General features: G+C 73.1%; 13 protein-coding genes. 8 read left to right on the forward strand and 5 right to left on the reverse strand.

The features are described 5' to 3' along the window. Nucleotides 1-45: 45 nt before the first annotated feature. The 5 genes from ACZ6I3_RS23750 to sucD all read left to right on the forward strand — a co-directional run bounded on the left by ACZ6I3_RS23750 (nucleotide 46) and on the right by sucD (nucleotide 7572). The gene (locus ACZ6I3_RS23750) at nucleotides 46-2454 is read left to right on the forward strand and encodes a DUF5682 family protein (RefSeq protein WP_469417154.1); all 2409 of its coding nucleotides are present in this window, start codon (nucleotides 46-48) and stop codon (nucleotides 2452-2454) included. A gap of 139 nt (nucleotides 2455-2593) precedes the next feature. Then, nucleotides 2594-3757 (forward strand): VWA domain-containing protein, encoded by a 1164-nt coding sequence (locus tag ACZ6I3_RS23755; protein ID WP_469417156.1) that lies wholly within the window; start codon nucleotides 2594-2596, stop codon nucleotides 3755-3757. A gap of 223 nt (nucleotides 3758-3980) precedes the next feature. Continuing rightward, nucleotides 3981-5036, forward strand: a complete 1056-nt coding sequence (locus tag ACZ6I3_RS23760) for a hypothetical protein (RefSeq protein ID WP_469417157.1) — start codon at nucleotides 3981-3983, stop codon at nucleotides 5034-5036. A gap of 451 nt (nucleotides 5037-5487) precedes the next feature. After that, nucleotides 5488-6666 (forward strand): ADP-forming succinate--CoA ligase subunit beta, encoded by a 1179-nt coding sequence (gene sucC / locus ACZ6I3_RS23765; RefSeq protein WP_184591287.1) that lies wholly within the window; start codon nucleotides 5488-5490, stop codon nucleotides 6664-6666. 21 nt (nucleotides 6667-6687) lie between these two features. After that, entirely contained in the window at nucleotides 6688-7572 is an 885-nt protein-coding gene (sucD, locus tag ACZ6I3_RS23770; protein WP_359887117.1) for a succinate--CoA ligase subunit alpha, read from the forward strand. Between the two features lie 85 nt (nucleotides 7573-7657). Here the strand turns inward: sucD and ACZ6I3_RS23775 are convergent, their stop codons facing one another. Then, on the reverse strand, nucleotides 7658-8899 hold the full coding sequence (locus ACZ6I3_RS23775) for a helix-turn-helix domain-containing protein (protein WP_469417159.1): 1242 nt from the start codon (nucleotides 8897-8899) through the stop codon (nucleotides 7658-7660). A 96-nt stretch (nucleotides 8900-8995) separates the two neighbouring features. Here ACZ6I3_RS23775 and ACZ6I3_RS23780 point away from each other — a divergent pair, with 96 nt between their 5' ends. Next, nucleotides 8996-11026: a cell division protein PerM gene (locus tag ACZ6I3_RS23780; RefSeq protein ID WP_469417161.1), complete on the forward strand. Its 2031-nt coding sequence runs from the start codon at nucleotides 8996-8998 to the stop codon at nucleotides 11024-11026. 16 nt (nucleotides 11027-11042) lie between these two features. On the opposite strand, the gene ACZ6I3_RS23785 is transcribed toward ACZ6I3_RS23780, so the two are convergent. Further along, nucleotides 11043-11822 carry a hypothetical protein gene (locus tag ACZ6I3_RS23785; RefSeq protein WP_469417163.1) on the reverse strand — a complete coding sequence of 260 codons (780 nt, stop codon included), beginning with the start codon at nucleotides 11820-11822 and terminating at the stop codon, nucleotides 11043-11045. Nucleotides 11823-12155: 333 nt separating this feature from the next. Here ACZ6I3_RS23785 and purN point away from each other — a divergent pair, with 333 nt between their 5' ends. Both purN and purH read left to right on the forward strand, forming a co-directional pair. Beyond that, nucleotides 12156-12794, forward strand: coding sequence for a phosphoribosylglycinamide formyltransferase (gene purN / locus ACZ6I3_RS23790; protein ID WP_184591279.1), 639 nt, complete (start codon nucleotides 12156-12158; stop codon nucleotides 12792-12794). Beyond that, a complete protein-coding gene (gene purH / locus ACZ6I3_RS23795) occupies nucleotides 12791-14356 on the forward strand; it encodes a bifunctional phosphoribosylaminoimidazolecarboxamide formyltransferase/IMP cyclohydrolase (RefSeq protein ID WP_469417165.1) in 1566 nt (521 codons plus the stop codon). The genes purN and purH overlap by 4 nt, the downstream gene beginning before the upstream one ends. A 52-nt stretch (nucleotides 14357-14408) precedes the next feature. Here purH and ACZ6I3_RS23800 read toward each other — a convergent pair whose 3' ends face one another. From ACZ6I3_RS23800 to ACZ6I3_RS23810, 3 genes are all read right to left on the reverse strand, one after another. After that, the gene (locus tag ACZ6I3_RS23800) at nucleotides 14409-15002 is read right to left on the reverse strand and encodes an ALF repeat-containing protein (protein ID WP_469417167.1); all 594 of its coding nucleotides are present in this window, start codon (nucleotides 15000-15002) and stop codon (nucleotides 14409-14411) included. A gap of 104 nt (nucleotides 15003-15106) precedes the next feature. After that, nucleotides 15107-16666 (reverse strand): protein kinase domain-containing protein, encoded by a 1560-nt coding sequence (locus ACZ6I3_RS23805; protein ID WP_469417168.1) that lies wholly within the window; start codon nucleotides 16664-16666, stop codon nucleotides 15107-15109. After that, nucleotides 16663-17409, reverse strand: coding sequence for an FHA domain-containing protein (locus ACZ6I3_RS23810; RefSeq protein WP_469417170.1), 747 nt, complete (start codon nucleotides 17407-17409; stop codon nucleotides 16663-16665). Before ACZ6I3_RS23810 ends, ACZ6I3_RS23805 begins: the two co-directional genes overlap by 4 nt. Nucleotides 17410-17480: the final 71 nt, after the last annotated feature.

A 17480-nucleotide genomic window follows, 5' to 3' on the forward strand; every position in this document is an offset into this window, starting at 1 on the left:
CGAGGAGGGGCCGTCAGAGGTGCGCGTGGAAGGGAGGGGGTCGGTGTGACAGGCGTGGAGAGGGCTGAGGGCCGGGGGGCCGGGGCCGGGCCGCTGCTGCTCGGGGTGCGGCATCACGGGCCGGGCTCGGCCCGGGCGGTGCGAGCCGCGCTGGAGGAGGCCCGGCCGCGGGTCGTGCTGATCGAGGGTCCGCCCGAGGCCGATGCCCTGATCCCGCTCGCCGCCGACGAGGAGATGCGGCCTCCGGTCGCCCTGCTCGCCCATGCCGTGGACGAACCCGGCCGCTCGTCGTTCTGGCCGCTGGCCGAGTTCTCCCCGGAGTGGGTCGCCATCCGCTGGGCCCTGGCACACGACGTCCCGGCCCGCTTCATCGACCTGCCGGCCACGCACACGCTGGCCTGGGGGAGGCAGGAGGACGCGGCGGGGACCGACAGCGACGGTGGCGGCGATGGCGACCGCGATGACGAAGGCGCAGGCGACGGCGGTTCGGCCCCCGGCTCCGCCGGCCTGCGGATCGACCCGCTCGGCGTGCTCGCCGAGGCCGCCGGCTACGACGATCCGGAGCGGTGGTGGGAGGACGTCGTGGAGCACCGGGGCCTGGGGAAGGGCGACGCGCTCGCGCCGTTCACCGTGCTCGAGGAGGCCATGGGGGCGCTGCGCGAGACCTACGGCGTCGGGGGACACGACCGGGACCTGGTGCGGGAGGCCCATATGCGGCTCCAGGTGCGGGCCGCGCAGCGGGAGTTCGAGGACGGCGTGGCCGTCGTCTGCGGCGCCTGGCACGTGCCCGCCCTGCGGCAGAGGACGACCGTCGCCGCCGACAAGGCGCTGCTGAAGGGGCTGCCCAAGGTCAAGACGGACATGACCTGGGTGCCGTGGACCCACCGCAGGCTGTCCCGGACCAGCGGGTACGGGGCCGGCATCGAGTCGCCGGGCTGGTACGGGCATCTGTTCAGCGCCCCGGACCGGCCGGTCGAACGGTGGCTGACCAAGGTGGCAGGGCTGCTGCGCGCCGAGGACCGGATCGTCTCCTCCGCGCATGTCATCGAGGCGGTGCGGCTGGCCGAGACACTCGCCGCGATGCGCGGCCGTCCGCTGCCCGGCCTGAGCGAGACGACCGACGCGGTGCGGGCGGTGCTGTGCGAGGGCTCGGACGTGCCGTTGGCGCTGGTGCACGACCGGCTGGTCGTGGGGGACGTGCTGGGGGAGGTGCCGCCGACGGCGCCGGCGGTTCCCTTGCAGCGGGACCTCGCCCGGCTCCAGCGCAGGCTTCGGCTGAAGCCGGAGGCACTGGAGCGGGAGTTGGAGCTCGACCTGCGCAAGGAGACCGACGCCGGCCGCAGCAGACTGCTGCACCGGCTGCGGTTGCTCGGAGTCGCCTGGGGCGAACCGGCGGCCTCGCGGGGCAGCACGGGCACGTTCCGGGAGACCTGGCGGCTGCGCTGGGAGCCCGAGCTGTCGGTGCGGGTCGCCGAGGCCGGAGTGTGGGGGACGACCGTACTGTCCGCCGCGACCGCGAAGGCCGAGGCGGACGGGGTCGCCGCGCAGGGCCTCGCCGACGTCACCGCGCTCGCCGAACGCTGCCTGCTGGCCGAACTGCCCGACGCCCTGCCCACGGTGATGCGGATCCTCGCCGACCGGGCGGCCCTCGACACGGATGTCGGCCATCTCGCCCAGGCGCTGCCGGCCCTGGTCCGCTCCCTGCGCTACGGCGATGTGCGCGGCACGGACACCGGGGCCCTGGGGGAGGTCGCCGCGGGCCTGGCCGAGCGGGTCTTCGTCGGCCTGCCCCCGGCCTGCGCCGCGCTCGACGCGGACGGCGCCGAGGAGATGCGGCGTCATGTGGACGCCGTGCACGGGGCGGTGGGGCTCCTGGGCGACGCGCCCGCGACGGGACACGGCGATCTGAGAGGCCGCTGGCAGTCGGTGCTGCGCGTGCTGTGCGGGCGGGACACCGTGCCCGGGGTGATCCGGGGGCGGGCGGTGCGGCTCCTGCTCGACGACGGGGAGCTGGCGCAGGACGAGGCGGCGCTGCTCATGGGGCTCGTCCTGTCACCGGGCACGCCGCCCGCGGACGCGGCCGCGTGGATCGAGGGCTTCGTCGGAGGAGGCTCCGGCGGCGGGATGCTCCTGGTGCACGACGAGCGGCTGCTCGGGCTGGTCGACGCCTGGCTGACCGGGGTGCCGGCGGAGGCGTTCACGGACGTGCTGCCCCTGCTGCGGCGGACGTTCTCGGCGTACGAGCCCGGGGTGCGCCGGACGCTGGGCGAGCTCGTCCGACGCGGGCCCGGGGCCGGGGGCGGTTCGGCGGCGGCCGGCTCCGGCATACCCGGTTTCGCGGCCGAGCTGGATGCGGCGCGCGCGGATGCCGTGCTGCCGGTCGTGCGGCTGCTGCTCGGGCTGGACGACGTGGACGAGGAAACCGGTATCGACCTGGCAGGGGTGACGGGATGACGACCGACGCACTGAGGGAGCAGGCTCCGAGGACGGAAGCGGCGGACACCGTCGGCAACGGGCCCCGGGCGGAAGGCCGGCCGACGACGACCGTGCCGGTGATCCCGCTGTGGGAACGGCTTCGCGGGGGAGGACGCGGATGACGACCGAGGTGACGGACCCGGCGCAGGAGCGGTTGCGGCGGTGGCGGCTGGTGCTCGGGGGCAACGCGGCGGACGGCACCGGATGCGCGCTGTCGGGGCAGGACGCGGCGATGGACGGGGCGCTCACCGCGCTCTACGGAAAGGGGGAGAAGCCACAGGGGGGCCGGGACCGTTCGGCGGGGCTGGGAGCGTCGGCGCCGTCCGTGGCGCGCTGGCTCGGGGACATCCGGACGTACTTCCCGTCCTCCGTCGTGCAGGTCATGCAGCGCGACGCCATCGACCGGCTCGGACTCGCCACACTGCTGCTGGAGCCGGAGATGCTGGAGGCGGTGGAGGCCGACGTGCATCTCGTCGGCACGCTGCTCTCGCTCAACAAGGCCATGCCGGAGACGACGAAGGAGACGGCACGGGCCGTCGTGCGCAAGGTCGTCGAGGACCTGGAGAAGCGGCTCGCCACCCGGACCCGGGCCACCCTCACCGGTGCCCTCGACCGCAGCGCTCGCATCAGCCGGCCCCGTCACCACGACATCGACTGGAACCGCACGATCGCGGCCAACCTCAAGCACTACCTGCCCGAGTACCGAACGATCGTGCCGGAGCGGCTCATCGGGTTCGGGCGGGCGTCCCAGTCCACGAAGAAGGAGGTCATCCTCTGTATCGACCAGTCGGGATCCATGGCGGCATCGGTGGTGTACGCGTCGGTGTTCGGAGCGGTGCTCGCCTCGATGCGGACGATCTCCACGCGACTCGTCGTCTTCGACACGGCGGTCGTCGACCTGACGGACCAGCTGGACGACCCGGTCGACGTGCTCTTCGGCACGCAACTGGGGGGTGGTACGGACATCAACCGGGCCCTCGCGTACTGCCAGTCGCAGATCACCCGGCCCGCGGAGACGGTGGTCGTGCTGATCAGCGATCTCTACGAGGGGGGCATCCGGAACGAGATGCTCAAGCGGGTCTCGGCGATGAAGGCATCGGGGGTGCAGTTCGTGACCCTGCTGGCGCTCTCGGACGAGGGGGCGCCGGCCTACGACCGGGAGCACGCGGCCGCGCTCGCCGCGCTGGGGGCACCGGCGTTCGCCTGCACGCCCGATCTGTTCCCGGAGGTGATGGCGGCGGCGATCGAGAAGCGGCCGCTGCCGATACCGGACGCGGTGTGACGATTTGTCGACGCATCGTCGTCCGATTCGGTCCGGCAAAACGGATATGACGGGCCATCAGTCAAGAGGGGCTTGCGCGACCTCCGCACTCCCGTGCGAGGATCGGCGCCTGCTCGGCAGGGCGCCGCGCCGCGCCGGGCAGTGTCGCGTTGTGCCGACTCGTTGCCCGTGACGCGTGATGCGTTCCGCACTTGTTCCGTCGCACGGGAGGAAGCTCCCCCTCTTGTCCTCGTCAGCAGCTCTGTCCGGTGCCGCTGTGCGCATGCTGCGCACGGTGGCCGGGCGGCGTGCGCTCCAAGTGGCGCTGCTGGTGGGCGGTGTGCTCGTCATCGGGCTCCTGTGCGGCGAGCGGGCGTATGCGGCGGACGGTGTGCGGGCGTCGGCGGACAGCACGGCCGGGCGGTCGGCGAGTGGGCAAAGGGGCGAACGCTTCCTGTCCGGAGCCGGTGGTACTCAGCTCGTCCGGGCCGTGGGTGCGCGGGCCGGACGAGTGGCCGATGACGCGCGGGAGTCGGTCGGCGGGGAGCTGGCGAAGGCGCCGGCGAAGCTGCCGGCACCGCCGAAGGCTCCCTCGCCGCCGGATCGGCCGGATCGGCCGGACCTGTCGGATGGGCCGGCCCTGCCCGTACCGCCGAAGGCACCGGCTGCGCCTGCCCTGCCCGCCCTGCCCGACCTGCCGACCCTGCCTGACGCGTCGGCGATGCCCGGGCTGCCCGGGCTGCCGGGCCCGTCCGCTCCGCCTGATGGTGACGTAGCGGCTCCGGGAGTGCCCGTTGTGCCCGGGGTTCCCGGCTACCCGGCGTTCCCGAGTCACCCCCTGCCCGCGCCCGGCACGGTCGGGCCGCAGCCGGGCGGGGCGACGGTGCCGTCGGTCGGTACACCTGCCTCCCCGGCCCGAACCGGAGCTGCGGACCCCGTGGCGCACGGCGTGCATGGCGACCAGTACCGATCCCAGCACCCCGACCTCGCAGACCCCGACCTCGCAGACCACGGTCACGAGGGCCACGACCGCGCGCACCACATCAGACGCGTGGCCCATCCGGGACCGTCCGCCGGCGTCGGAGGCGCCGCCCCGGTCGGCCACGTGCCCGGAGATCGTCCGGACGGCACGCTCGGCAACCGTTCCACGGCCGACAACGGCACACCACGTCACGGCGACACCCACGCCGTCACGCCCAGCAGCCGGGCTCCGCTGAGCCTCGTGCGCGGTGCCGCTGCCCGCACCTGCGCGGCCGGCACCCGGGACAGCCACCGGGACATTCCCGTCCTCCCCGGCTAGCAGCCGCCCCCAGGACTCCGCGAGCCCTCACGCCCGGACGGTCGAAAGCCGTCGACGGTCCGAGGCCGAAACCTCGTGGATGAGGTCGGCCGGCCCCCATTGGGGTGGGGACCAACCGACCCGCGCCCCCGAGAGCAGGACCCTGAACCGGGTTTCTGTGCTCATTCGGAGGTGTTCGGCGGGCCTCACCGGGCTTACCCCAGCCCGGTGAGGCCCCTCACTCCAGGCACGCTGTGCCAGAGAGCGCGGCATCATGTGACAGGTATCACCGCTCAGGTGTGACCCTCGATTTAGGGGCCTCCTGCAAGCAGCGATAACCTGCGAGACGGACATGCCGCGCGCTCGGACACCGTGTGCGCCTCCCTTGTGACAGACAGCGGACGTCACGTTGCCCTCGCGGCACGCCCACGCAGACAACGAACCGCGAGATCACTGATAGGGACGGAAGCGCGTGGACCTGTTCGAGTACCAGGCGAGGGACCTCTTCGCCAAGCACGATGTACCGGTGCTGGCCGGTGAAGTCATCGACACGCCTGAGGCGGCCCGCGCAGCCACCGAGCGCCTCGGTGGCAAGTCCGTCGTCAAGGCCCAGGTGAAGGTCGGCGGCCGTGGCAAGGCCGGCGGCGTGAAGCTGGCTGCGACCACCGACGAGGCGGTCGAGCACGCGACCAACATCCTCGGCATGGACATCAAGGGCCACACGGTCCACAAGGTGATGATCGCCGAGACGGCCCCGGAGATCCTGGAGGAGTACTACGTCTCCTTCCTCCTGGACCGTGCCAACCGCACCTTCCTCTCCATCGCGTCCGTCGAGGGCGGCATGGAGATCGAGGAGGTGGCGGAGACCCGCCCCGAGGCCGTCGCCAAGACGCCGATCGACGCCAACGTGGGTGTGACCCCCGAGGTCGCCCGCCAGATCGTCGAGGCCGCGAACTTCCCGGCCGAGGTCGCCGACAAGGTCGCGAACATCCTGGTCACCCTGTGGAAGACCTTCGTCGAGGAGGACGCCCTCCTGGTCGAGGTCAACCCGCTGGCCAAGGTCGCCTCCGGTGACGTCATCGCCCTGGACGGCAAGGTCTCCCTCGACGAGAACGCCGAGTTCCGTCAGCCGGAGCACGAGGCCCTCCAGGACAAGGACGCGGCCAACCCGCTCGAGGCCGCCGCCAAGGAGAAGAACCTCAACTACGTCAAGCTCGACGGTGAGGTCGGCATCATCGGCAACGGCGCGGGTCTCGTCATGAGCACCCTGGACGTCGTCGCGTACGCCGGTGAGGCCCACGGCGGCGTCAAGCCCGCCAACTTCCTCGACATCGGTGGTGGCGCCTCCGCCGCCGTCATGGCGAACGGCCTGGAGATCATCCTCGGCGACCCGGACGTCAAGTCCGTCTTCGTCAACGTCTTCGGTGGCATCACCGCCTGCGACGAGGTCGCCAACGGCATCGTCCAGGCGCTGCAGCTGCTCAAGGACAAGGGCGAGGACGTCACCAAGCCCCTGGTCGTCCGTCTGGACGGCAACAACGCGGAGCTGGGGCGCAAGATCCTCTCCGACGCCAACCACCCGCTGGTGCAGCGCGTGGACACCATGGACGGAGCGGCCGACAAGGCCGCCGAGCTCGCGGCTGCGAAGTAAGGGACGAGGGACTAAACAGCCATGGCTATCTTCCTCAACAAGGACAGCAAGGTCATCGTCCAGGGCATGACCGGTGCCACGGGCATGAAGCACACCAAGCTCATGCTGGCCGACGGCACGAACATCGTGGGTGGCGTGAACCCCCGCAAGGCGGGCACGTCCGTCGACATCGACGGCAACGACATCCCGGTCTTCGGCTCGGTCGCCGAGGCGATCGAGAAGACGGGCGCCAACGTGTCCGTCCTCTTCGTGCCGCCGGCCTTCGCCAAGGCCGCCGTCGTCGAGGCCATCGACGCCGAGATCCCGCTCGCGGTCGTCATCACCGAGGGCATCGCCGTCCACGACTCGGCCGCGTTCTACGCCTACGCCGTGTCCCAGGGCAACAAGACCCGCATCATCGGCCCGAACTGCCCCGGTCTCATCACCCCGGGCCAGTCGAACGCCGGCATCATCCCGGGCGACATCACGAAGCCGGGCCGCATCGGCCTGGTCTCGAAGTCCGGCACGCTGACGTACCAGATGATGTACGAGCTGCGTGACATCGGCTTCTCGTCCGCCGTCGGCATCGGTGGCGACCCGGTCATCGGCACCACGCACATCGACGCGCTCGCCGCGTTCGAGGCCGACCCCGACACCGACCTGATCGTGATGATCGGTGAGATCGGCGGCGACGCCGAGGAGCGGGCCGCGGCCTTCATCAAGGAGAACGTGAAGAAGCCGGTCGTCGGCTACGTCGCGGGCTTCACCGCGCCCGAGGGCAAGACCATGGGCCACGCCGGCGCCATCGTCTCCGGCTCCTCCGGCACGGCCGCCGCCAAGAAGGAGGCCCTCGAGGCCGCCGGTGTCAAGGTCGGCAAGACCCCGACCGAGACGGCGAAGCTGGCCCGCGCCATCCTCGCCGGCTGAGCAGCGCCTCACGGCTCACAGGTGGGCCCGCTCCCCGCACGGGGGGCGGGCCCACCGCCGTTTCGCCAAGTTTCGCCAAGGCTGTTCACCGCGGCTGCGGCAGCAGCCGGTCCGGCCCCTTCTGCTGCTCCTTGCGCAGCTTGGACCGCAGGTCCCGCTCCGACTCCGAGAGCGGTCCGGGCGCGACCGGCGGCGGCACGCCCTGGACGGTCTCGCCCGGCGGTACCGGCGGCTCGTAGCGCGTCGGGGCCGTGCGCACGGTGAGCACCGTGGTCCCGATCAGCAGGGCCGTGAAGGCGATGGCGGCCCGGGTCCACAGGCGGGCCCGGCGTTCCCCGGCCTGCCGCACCACCAGCGGCTTGGCGGCCCGCAGCCGCTCGGTGGAGGCGAGTTCGACCAGCCGCCAGTGCAGGACCTCCGGGTCCGCCAGCTCCGGCAGCCGCTCGGCGACCGCCTCGCGCGCGTGCATCAGCCGGTTCACGGTGGCGCGGGTGCTCGCCTCCGTCTCCGCCGCCGTCTCCGGCAGGCCGAGACCGACACCGTCGTAGAGCAGCAAGGTCCGGCGGTACGACGGCGGCAGCCTCAGCAGGGTGTCCATCAGCGCGCGGTCGAACGCGTCGGACGGTGGCGGCTCGGGGTGCCGGTAGCGGGGCCGGAGCCGGTGCCACGGGGAGAGCGCGCACTCGTACGCCACCGCGCGCACCCAGCCCGCCGGGTCCCGGTCGCGGGCCACCTCGGGCCAGCGCTGCCAGGCGGTCTGAAAGGCCCGCTCGACGGACTCCCGGGCCAGCTCACGGCGCCCGGTCAGCAGATAGGTCTGCCGGACCAGCGCGGGGGCGCAGAAGGCGTACAGCGCGTCGAAGGCCTGTTCAGGGTCGAGAGCGGAGGTCGCGTCGTCCGGCCGGTGCGGGGTCTTCGTACGGCCGGGGGCCCGGTTGCGGTCGGCGAGGGTGACGCGGGCGGTGGTGCGGCCGCGGTCGGGGGCGGGGGCGCGGCCTCGCTCGGCGAGACGGGTGCGGTCCCGGTCCCTGGCCGGCGGGCGGCTCCTGGCGCTCCTGCCCGGGGCGGAGGTTCTGCCTCGGTCGCTCGTGGCGACGCTCGTATGAGGCTCCGTCACCTCCCGCTCCCCGCCCAGTGAGTGCAGCAGCCGCGCGTACTTCTCCCCCTTCCGGCCGCGCGGCGTCGCGCGGCCGGTCTCCCATCCGCGCACCGTCTCGCTGGTGACGCCCACCCGGGAGGCCAGCTGAGCCCGCGTCAGCGAGGCGGTCTCGCGCAGGCGTCGGCGTTCCTTGGGTGGAGGCAGCGGGAGGGCAGGGCTCTGTGTCACAGGGCGCCCCTCGGTACGGAAAAGTACATAAACGTATATTGAGCGACACAACGGTGGTTCGCCTGTTACGACGGGAAAGCGCGTGTCGTTGGGAGCATGACGGGCGTGATCAAGATGACCGCAACCGCTCGCCGCCGTCTGCCGGCGTTCCTGCTCACCCGGGTGCGGGACCGTTCGCCCGGACTGGGCGACGCCCTTGTGAGTGGTGCGGTGGCGGCGGGCCTGGGGCTCGCGTGGTGCGCCGTACTGGTGATGATGCTGTGGATCACCTCGCCGTACCCCGACAGCGGGCCCGGCGGCGTGCTGCACGTCACGGCGGCGCTGTGGCTGCTGGCCCACGGAGCCGAGCTGGTCCGTGTCGACACGCTCTCCGGAGTGCCCGCCCCCGTGGGCATCTCGCCGCTGCTCCTGCTCGCGCTGCCCGTGTGGCTGCTGCTCCGGGCGGCACGCGACGCCACGGACGGCGGGGCGGGGGACGGGGACGACGTCGGCGGCTTCAAGGCCCTCGCGACCGTCGAGGACATCGAGGACATCGGGGGTCGCGAGGAGGTCGAGGACATCCAGGGCGCGGGACCGCCGCTGGTCGCCGCCCGTACGGCGTGGACGGGCGTCGTCCTGGGCTACTTGGCCGTCGCCCTGCCCGCCGCGCTGTTCGCCGGCGGCGGTGTGCTGCGGCCGTCGTGGCTGTGGACGGCGGTGTACGTGCCGCTGGTCGCCGCCGTGGTGGCGGGGGTGGGCGTGTGGTCGGCGTACGGCCGTCCGGGCGGTCCGCTGCGGCTGCTGCTGCGGGTACTGCCGGTGGGCCTGCGGCCGCTGGTCCACGCCCCGGACGGGCGCCCTGGTGTCGCCGCCCGGGCCGCGGCGGCCGGAGTGGCGGTACTGCTCGGGGGCGGCGCGCTGCTGGTGGCGGTGTCGCTGGTGGTGCACGGCACGGAGGCCCAGGGGTCGTTGCTCCGGCTGACCGAGGGGTGGTCGGGGCGGTTCGCGGTCCTGCTGCTGTGTGCGGCCCTGGTGCCGAACGCGGCGGTGTGGGGTGCCTCGTACGCCCTCGGCCCCGGCTTCGTCCTCGGCGCCGGCCATGTCGTGGGGCCGTTGTCCTCCGCGCCGCCGCCGTTCCTGCCGACGTTTCCGCTGCTGGCGGCGGTGCCGGAGGCGGGGCAGGGGGTGTGGGTGCACTGGGTGGCCGGGGTCGTGCCGGTGGTCGCCGGGGTGGTGCTGGGCCGGACCGTGGTGAAGGGTGCGGCTCCCGGCGGGCGGGGCGTCGGCTGGTCGCCGTGGCGCGGTGCCCGCGCCGCCGCTCTGGCGGCGCTGCTGTGCGCGGCCGTGCTCGCGGGGCTCGCCGCGCTTGCCGGCGGGCCGCTCGGGGTCTCCGTACTGGCCCGTTTCGGGCCGGTGTGGTGGCAGGTGGGCGCGGCGACCCTGGCGTGGCTGACGCTGGTCGCGGTCCCGACGGCGGTGGGGGTGGGGATCTGGCGCTGCCGGTCACCCCGCGAGGAGGAGCCGGTGATCGGCAGACAGCGTGAGGAGACGGCCGAGGGCACCGACAGGGCCGGGAGAACACGCCGCCGGGGCGGTTGGTTCGCGCGCGGCAGATCCCCCCGGACCGCAGGGGCCGCCACACGCACCGCAGGCGCCGACGGCAAGGGATCCGCCCGGGAGGCCGGGGGAGTCGGAACTGCCCGGGGCACCAAGGGACCCGGAACCGCTGAGCAATCCGGCGCCGCCTGGGGTGCTGGACTGGCGGGGGATGCCGGAGCCGTCTGGGGCGCCGAGGGAGCCGGACCCGCCAGGGATGCCGGAGCCGCCCGGGGTGCCGAGAGGGCCGGAGTTGCCGGGGAAGCCGGAGCCGTCTGGGGTACCAGCAATGCCAGGAGCGCCGGTATCGCCGGGGGAGCCGGAGCCGCCCGGGCTGCCGAGAACGCCAAGGGCACCCCAGGCACCCCAGGTCATCCAGGTCCTCCAGGCACCGGACGTGACGCCTCGGCTCGGGACGCGGCCGGGACACCACGGACCCCGGACCTGCCCTACGCCCCCTTCGAGTACGACGACGTCCCGTACGGCCTGCGGGACGAGGATGACGACGTCGGTTACGAGCCCTACGACTTCCGCGGGTCCGACCGCACCTGACGGGGGCGGGAGCGCCTCAGTCCTTCGTCCCCAGCAGCCCCCGCAGCTGCTCCGGCAGCAGCTTCGCGCAGGACTGCTCGGCCTTGTTGGTGAGGGCGTCGTTCGTGCACGTGTAGTAGTCGCGGTAGACCAGCTGCGCCGTGAAGGACGCGGCGACCAGGGCGATCGCCAGGGACGCCGTGACCAGGCCGCTGACCGCTGCGGTCGTCTGGGGGCGGCCCGGCTGTTCGGCGGGGGCCGGGGAGTCCGGGTCGGACCTGCGGGGCTTGGCGCGCAGCGCGCTGATGCCCCAGTAGAGGGCGAGCGCGCCGAGCAGCAGCGCCACGTACGGCCAGCTGAACAGGGCGAAGAAGAAGGCCCACATGCCCGACAGCAGGGCATAGCGCGCACGGCGCTGGGAGGGATCCGTCGGGTCCCAGCGCAGGTTCGGGCCGCCGCTCTGAGGTCCTTGGCCCTCGGGGCCGCCGCGGGGGCGATCGCCGAAGCCGTCGGGGGAACGGCCGGGCTGCCGGTCGCTCCACTGACTGCCCCACGGCGCACGGTCGCCCTCACCGCCGTCCCGGGAGTCGTCGCCCGACGGGCGGCGCGGCTGCCAGGGCCGGTCCGGGGTGCCCTCGGGCGGCGGGGCGAAGGGGTTGTCCTCCTGCGAGCCGCGCTCTCGCCCGTCTTGGCCGGAGCCGTCCGACGGCGCGTCGGGCGGCGAGCCGGGGCGCTCCCGCAGCAGCACGGCGCCGCGCTCCCCTCCCTGTGCCGACGGCGGGGGGAACGTGAGGAGTCGCAGGCTGCGGTCCGGCATCAAGTGAGCGTCTTCCCGTTGGTGAGTGGGGCGGTGTGGAGGAGAGCGGGGATCTGGACTGGACGAACAGAGGTCGGTGCGGCGTCGGGACCGGCTCCGTCACCCTCCTGAACGCACCACGCCCGGACGGCGTTCCCGAACCGGCTCCGCCCAGACGCTACCTTCCGGCCACGCCCCCGTCCCGTGGGGGCCGTCCGGAGTGCCGGTATCGTTGCTGACGGCCGACCGGTTCGTAGGCTTCCCCGTATCCGGGAGCCCGAAGCATTCGTATGAATGTACAAACGCCACGGTCCGGCCGCCTGGACAGACGCTTCCCCGAGAAAGGCCCCCACCGTGGCCGCCAAGCCCGTGGCCCCGCGCGCCAAGCGCCTCGTCGTGCTGGTCTCCGGATCCGGCACCAATCTGCAGGCGCTCCTCGACGAGATCGCCGCCACCGGCGCGCAGGCCTACGGAGCCGAGATCGTGGCCGTCGGCGCCGACCGCGAGGGCATCGAGGGGCTGGCGCGCGCCGAGCGTGCCGGGCTGCCGACCTTCGTCCGCAAGGTCAAGGACCACGGGAGCCGCGAGGAGTGGGACACCGCCCTCGCCGAGGCCGTCGCCGCCTTCGAGCCCGACCTCGTCGTCTCCGCCGGCTTCATGAAGATCGTCGGCAAGGAGTTCCTCGCGCGGTTCGGCGGGCGGTTCGTCAACACGCACCCCGCCCTGCTGCCCAGTTTCCCGGGAGCCCACGGTGTGCGGGACGCGCTCGCGTACGGCGCCAAGGTCACCGGCTGCACCGTCCACTTCGTCGACGACGGCGTCGACACCGGGCCGATCATCGCGCAGGGCGTGGTGGAGATCCGGGACGAGGACGACGAGAGCGCTCTGCACGAGCGCATCAAGGACGTCGAGCGAAGGCTGCTCGTCGAGGTCGTGGGGCGGCTCGCCCGCAACGGCCATCGCATTGAGGGACGAAAGGTAGTTATCCAGTGACCGCCGAGAGCAACAAGCGGCCCCTTCGCCGGGCGCTCGTCAGCGTCTACGACAAGACCGGGCTCGAGGACCTCGCGCGCGGGCTCCACGAGGCCGGTGTCGAACTCGTCTCCACCGGCTCCACGGCCGCGAAGATCGCCGCTGCCGGCGTCCCCGTCACCAAGGTCGAGGAGCTGACCGGCTTCCCCGAGTGCCTGGACGGCCGCGTCAAGACGCTGCACCCGCGCGTGCACGCGGGCATCCTCGCCGACCTGCGCCTCGAGGACCACCAGCGGCAGCTCGCCGAGCTGGGCGTCGAGCCGTTCGACCTGGTCGTCGTCAACCTCTACCCGTTCCGCGAGACCGTCGCCTCGGGTGCCTCGCCCGACGAGTGCGTCGAGCAGATCGACATCGGCGGTCCCTCGATGGTCCGCGCCGCCGCCAAGAACCACCCCTCCGTCGCGGTCGTCACCAGCCCGGCCCGCTACGCCGACGTGCTGAAGGCCGTGCGGAGCGGCGGCTTCGACCTCACGACCCGCAAGCGGCTCGCCGCCGAGGCCTTCCAGCACACGGCCTCCTACGACGTCGCCGTCGCCTCCTGGTTCGCCTCCTCCTACGCGCCCGTCGACGAGTCGCGGTTCCCCGACTTCCTGGGCGCCACCTGGGAGCGCGAGCACACCCTGCGCTACGGCGAGAACCCGCACCAGCCCGCCGCGCTCTACGTCTCCCCGGAGGGCGGCGGCCTCGCCCAGGCCGAGCAGCTGCACGGCAAGGAGATGTCGTACAACAACTACACGGACACGGACGCCGCCCGCCGTGCCGCGTACGACCACGCCGAGCCGTGCGTCGCGATCATCAAGCACGCCAACCCCTGCGGGATCGCGGTCGGCGCGGATGTCGCCGAGGCGCACCGCAAGGCGCACGCCTGTGACCCGCTGTCGGCGTTCGGCGGCGTGATCGCGGTCAACCGCCCGGTCAGCAAGGAGATGGCGGAGCAGGTCGCCGAGATCTTCACCGAGGTCATCGTCGCGCCCGGCTACGAGGACGGGGCCCTGGAGGCCCTCACCAAGAAGAAGAACATCCGTGTGCTGCGCTGCGCCGACGGCCCCGCCGCCCCCGTCGAGGTCAAGCCCATCGACGGCGGCGCGCTGCTCCAGGTGACGGACCGCCTTCAGGCCGACGGTGACGACCCGGCCGACTGGACGCTGGCGACCGGTGAGGCCCTGAGCGCCGACGAGCTGGCCGAGCTGGCCTTCGCCTGGAAGGCCTGCCGTGCGGTGAAGTCCAACGCGATCCTGCTCGCCAAGGACGGCGCCTCCGTCGGTGTCGGCATGGGGCAGGTCAACCGCGTGGACTCCGCGAAGCTGGCCGTCGAGCGGGCAGGGACCGAGCGCGCGGAGGGTTCCTACGCCGCCTCCGACGCGTTCTTCCCCTTCCCGGACGGCCTGGAGATCCTCACCGAGGCCGGCGTGAAGGCCGTGGTCCAGCCCGGCGGTTCCGTCCGTGACGAACAGGTCGTCGAGGCCGCGCGCAAGGCGGGCGTCACGATGTACTTCACCGGGACGCGGCACTTCTTCCACTGACGGTGGCGACGGAGCGGGTCGGCGGCACCACCGACGACCCGCCTCGGAGGACTCAGCCGTCCACTTCGTACTGCCCGGTCTCCAGGAAGTACCGCAGCTCCTCCGGCGTGCCCTCGATCGCCTTCTCGGCGGCGGCGCGAAGTGCCGGGCTGATCTTCGGATCGGCCAGGATGCGGGCGATGGCGACGCGGTCGTCCTCGGCCTGGGCGAGGCGGTAGCCGGTCTCCAGGAAGGCGCGCAGGGCCTCCGGGGTGTTCGTGTCGAGGGCCTTGCCGGCTTCTCTCTTGACGCCTCGTCCGGAGTCCGGGTCGCCGATGATGCGGACGATGGCGACGCGGTCGTCCTCGGCCTGGGCGAGGCGGTAGCCGGTCTTGAGGAAGGCGCGCATGTCCTCCACGGTGCCGTCGAGGGCCTTGTTGGCCTCCCTCTTGACGCCCCGTCCGCTGTCCTCGTCGGCCATGATGCGCAGGATCGCTATCCGGAGCTCCTCCTCCGACAGCTCGTCCACCGGTGTGCCGTCCGCCGGCACCGTGGCCGTCACGGCGGCTGCCGCCGGTGCCGGGCCGGCGGCCACGGCCGGGGCGGCGAGCAGGAGGACGGGCGTCAGGGCGGCAGCGACCGCCAAGGCACCGCGGGTGCGTCTCATGTGTGAACCTGCTTTCGAATAAGGGGAGTTCGGAGCGGCCATCCTCACATCCCACGGTGCACGGAGCAGCGTGTTTTCGGAGCGGTACCTGAGAATCCCCAGGGTCACCTCTTCCCGGGCGGGCTGTACTCCTTGAGGTAGTGCGCGACGCGGTCGGCGTAGCTGCGAGTGTCCGGGGGAACGCCGCCCGCGTCGTTCACCGTCTTGTACGACGTCCGGTACCCGGCGGCGACCAGCACCCGCCTCTCGCCGCGCAGCCCGGGCTCCAGGCGCGGGGCGATCCAGCACAGGTAGCGGCCCATCGCCGGGATGGACTCGGCGGGCGGGAACGGGGGTTGGGGGACGGCCTCGCCGGGAGTGCCGTCCTCGTTCATCCACCAGCGCAGGACGCGCGGGGTCCAGCGGGCGATGCCGTACTCGTCGTTGGCGGGATCGGAGAGGTCCGGGTCGAAGTCGCTCTCCACCTTCAGCATGGCGGCGATCAGGACCGGGGTGACGTCCTTCTGGTCGCAGTCGTGCGCCGTCTCCACGATCAGCAGCCGGTAGGCGGGCGGGATGCCCCGGTCGGTGCGCAGGTCTAAGGCGCCGTACGTGGCGGCCGAGACGTTCGCGGTGGCGCCGGAGCCGCTGCCGCCGGGGGCGCCGTCGGCCCAGACGCCGATGCCGTAGGCCAGGGCGGCGAGGACGCCGGCGGCCACGGCCGCCGCGACGGACGTACGGCGCACACGGTGCCGGGCCGGGCCCAGCCGGGGCAGCCGGAAGGGACGCGGAGCCGCCCCGGCGGCAGCCGCCCGGACGCGGCGCAGCAGTGCCTGGCCGGTGACGCGGTCCTGGTACGAGCGGGTCAGACACGCGCGCACGATCTCCCGCCAGTCGTCGGCCAGTCCGGGCGACAGGCGCAGTTCGTCGGTGCCCCGGGCGTAGGCCGCCGCCGCGTCGCGGCGGGCCGTCGGCGTGGCCCCCGGCAGCGGGAAGCTGTCGGTGAGGACGAGGTGGGCGAGGACGCCGAAGGCCCACACGTCGGCGGACGGGCGGATGCGGCGGCCCCGTTCGCCGATCTCGGTCCACAGGAGCTCGGGCGGTGTGTAGTCGGGGGTCGAGAAGGCCGGGGTGTAGGCGTGGGTGCCCTCCAGCTCGGCCGCCATGTTGAAGTCGGCCAGCCGGACCGAACCGTCCTCCATCAGCAGCACGTTGGCCGGCTTCAGGTCGCCGTGCACCCAGCCCGCGTCGTGCAACTGGGCCAGCCCCTCGCAGATCTGCGCGAGCAGCGCGGGACCCGCCTCGGGCCGGGGCGTCGCCGAGAGCAGGGCGGACAGAGAGCCCTTGGCCTGCTCCAGGACGAGGACGGTGGCACCGTCCAGCTCCGGGCGGCCCGGGTCGTCGACGGTCAGCGTCTCGTACATCCGCACCAGGCGCGGGTGTTTCAGCCGCCGGTACAGCGCGACCTCCCGCTCGATCAGCTCGCGCAGGTGGGTGAGCCGGCGGGGTGTGGCCGTACCGGTGGGCAGGAACTTCAGGGCGGCGGTCCGGGGCAGCTCCGCGCTCTCACCGACGCGCCGGGCGGCGTACACACTGCCGAAGGCGCCGGTCGCGATCGGCTCGCGCACCTCCCAGACGCCGACCCGGTACCCCTTCGGCACGGGCACGGCGTAGGGCTCGTTCACCGCGTCACCCGGCCCGACGGGGCGGCCAGGACGACCAGGTCGTCCTCCCGGACCAGGTCGAAGCGGAGCGCGAGGGAGACCAGGGACTCCTTCTTGCCGTTGAGCCGCGGGCCCGTGTCCGCGCTCTCCGGGCCCGGTTTGAGGCGCAGCTTCACGGCGAGGTAGTCGATGTTCCACTGCACGGCCGTGCGGGACGCGGCAGGCCAGGCGGGGCGCAGGCGCTCGGCGACCTGGTCGACGGTGGGCAGCGGGGCGTGCGGGGTGCCGCGCAGGCGCGGTTCGCACAGGGCCGCCAGGACCGCGAAGTAGCGCTTGGTGCGGTCGACCGAGAAGGCCGGAGCGGTCGTGGCGCCGTCGAGGCCGCCCGTGCCGCTGAGGTAGTCGTGGCGCGGCGCCCACACCTCCAGCGCCAGCAGGTCGCCCGCGGCGGGCAGCACGATCCGCGAGAACTCGAAGGGGATCGGCGCGTCCAGCCGCCCGGGCGCCACCTTGACGTGTTCGCCCGCGCCCTCCGGGTTCTCCACCACGTAGGTCTGTTCGCGGCTGAGGTTGCTCAGGATCCAGAAGGCGCCCTGCGCGGTGATCTCACCGGCCCGGCGGGAGACCCCGTCGTGGGCGATGGGCAGGTCGTTGTCGTGCGCGGACCGGCCGAAGGTGAGGCGTTCGCCGGGCGCGAGTCTGCGTTGGGTGCGGTTTCGCTCGTCCTCCGTGGTCGGCGGAGGTACCACGATGATGCTGAACAAGGTGCTCTCCCCGTGCCTGCACAGCTACCACCGTCAGACTAGGGCGACGCACCAGGGCCGTGCCCCCCTCG

Source organism: Streptomyces sp. NPDC041940, assembly GCF_055589465.1.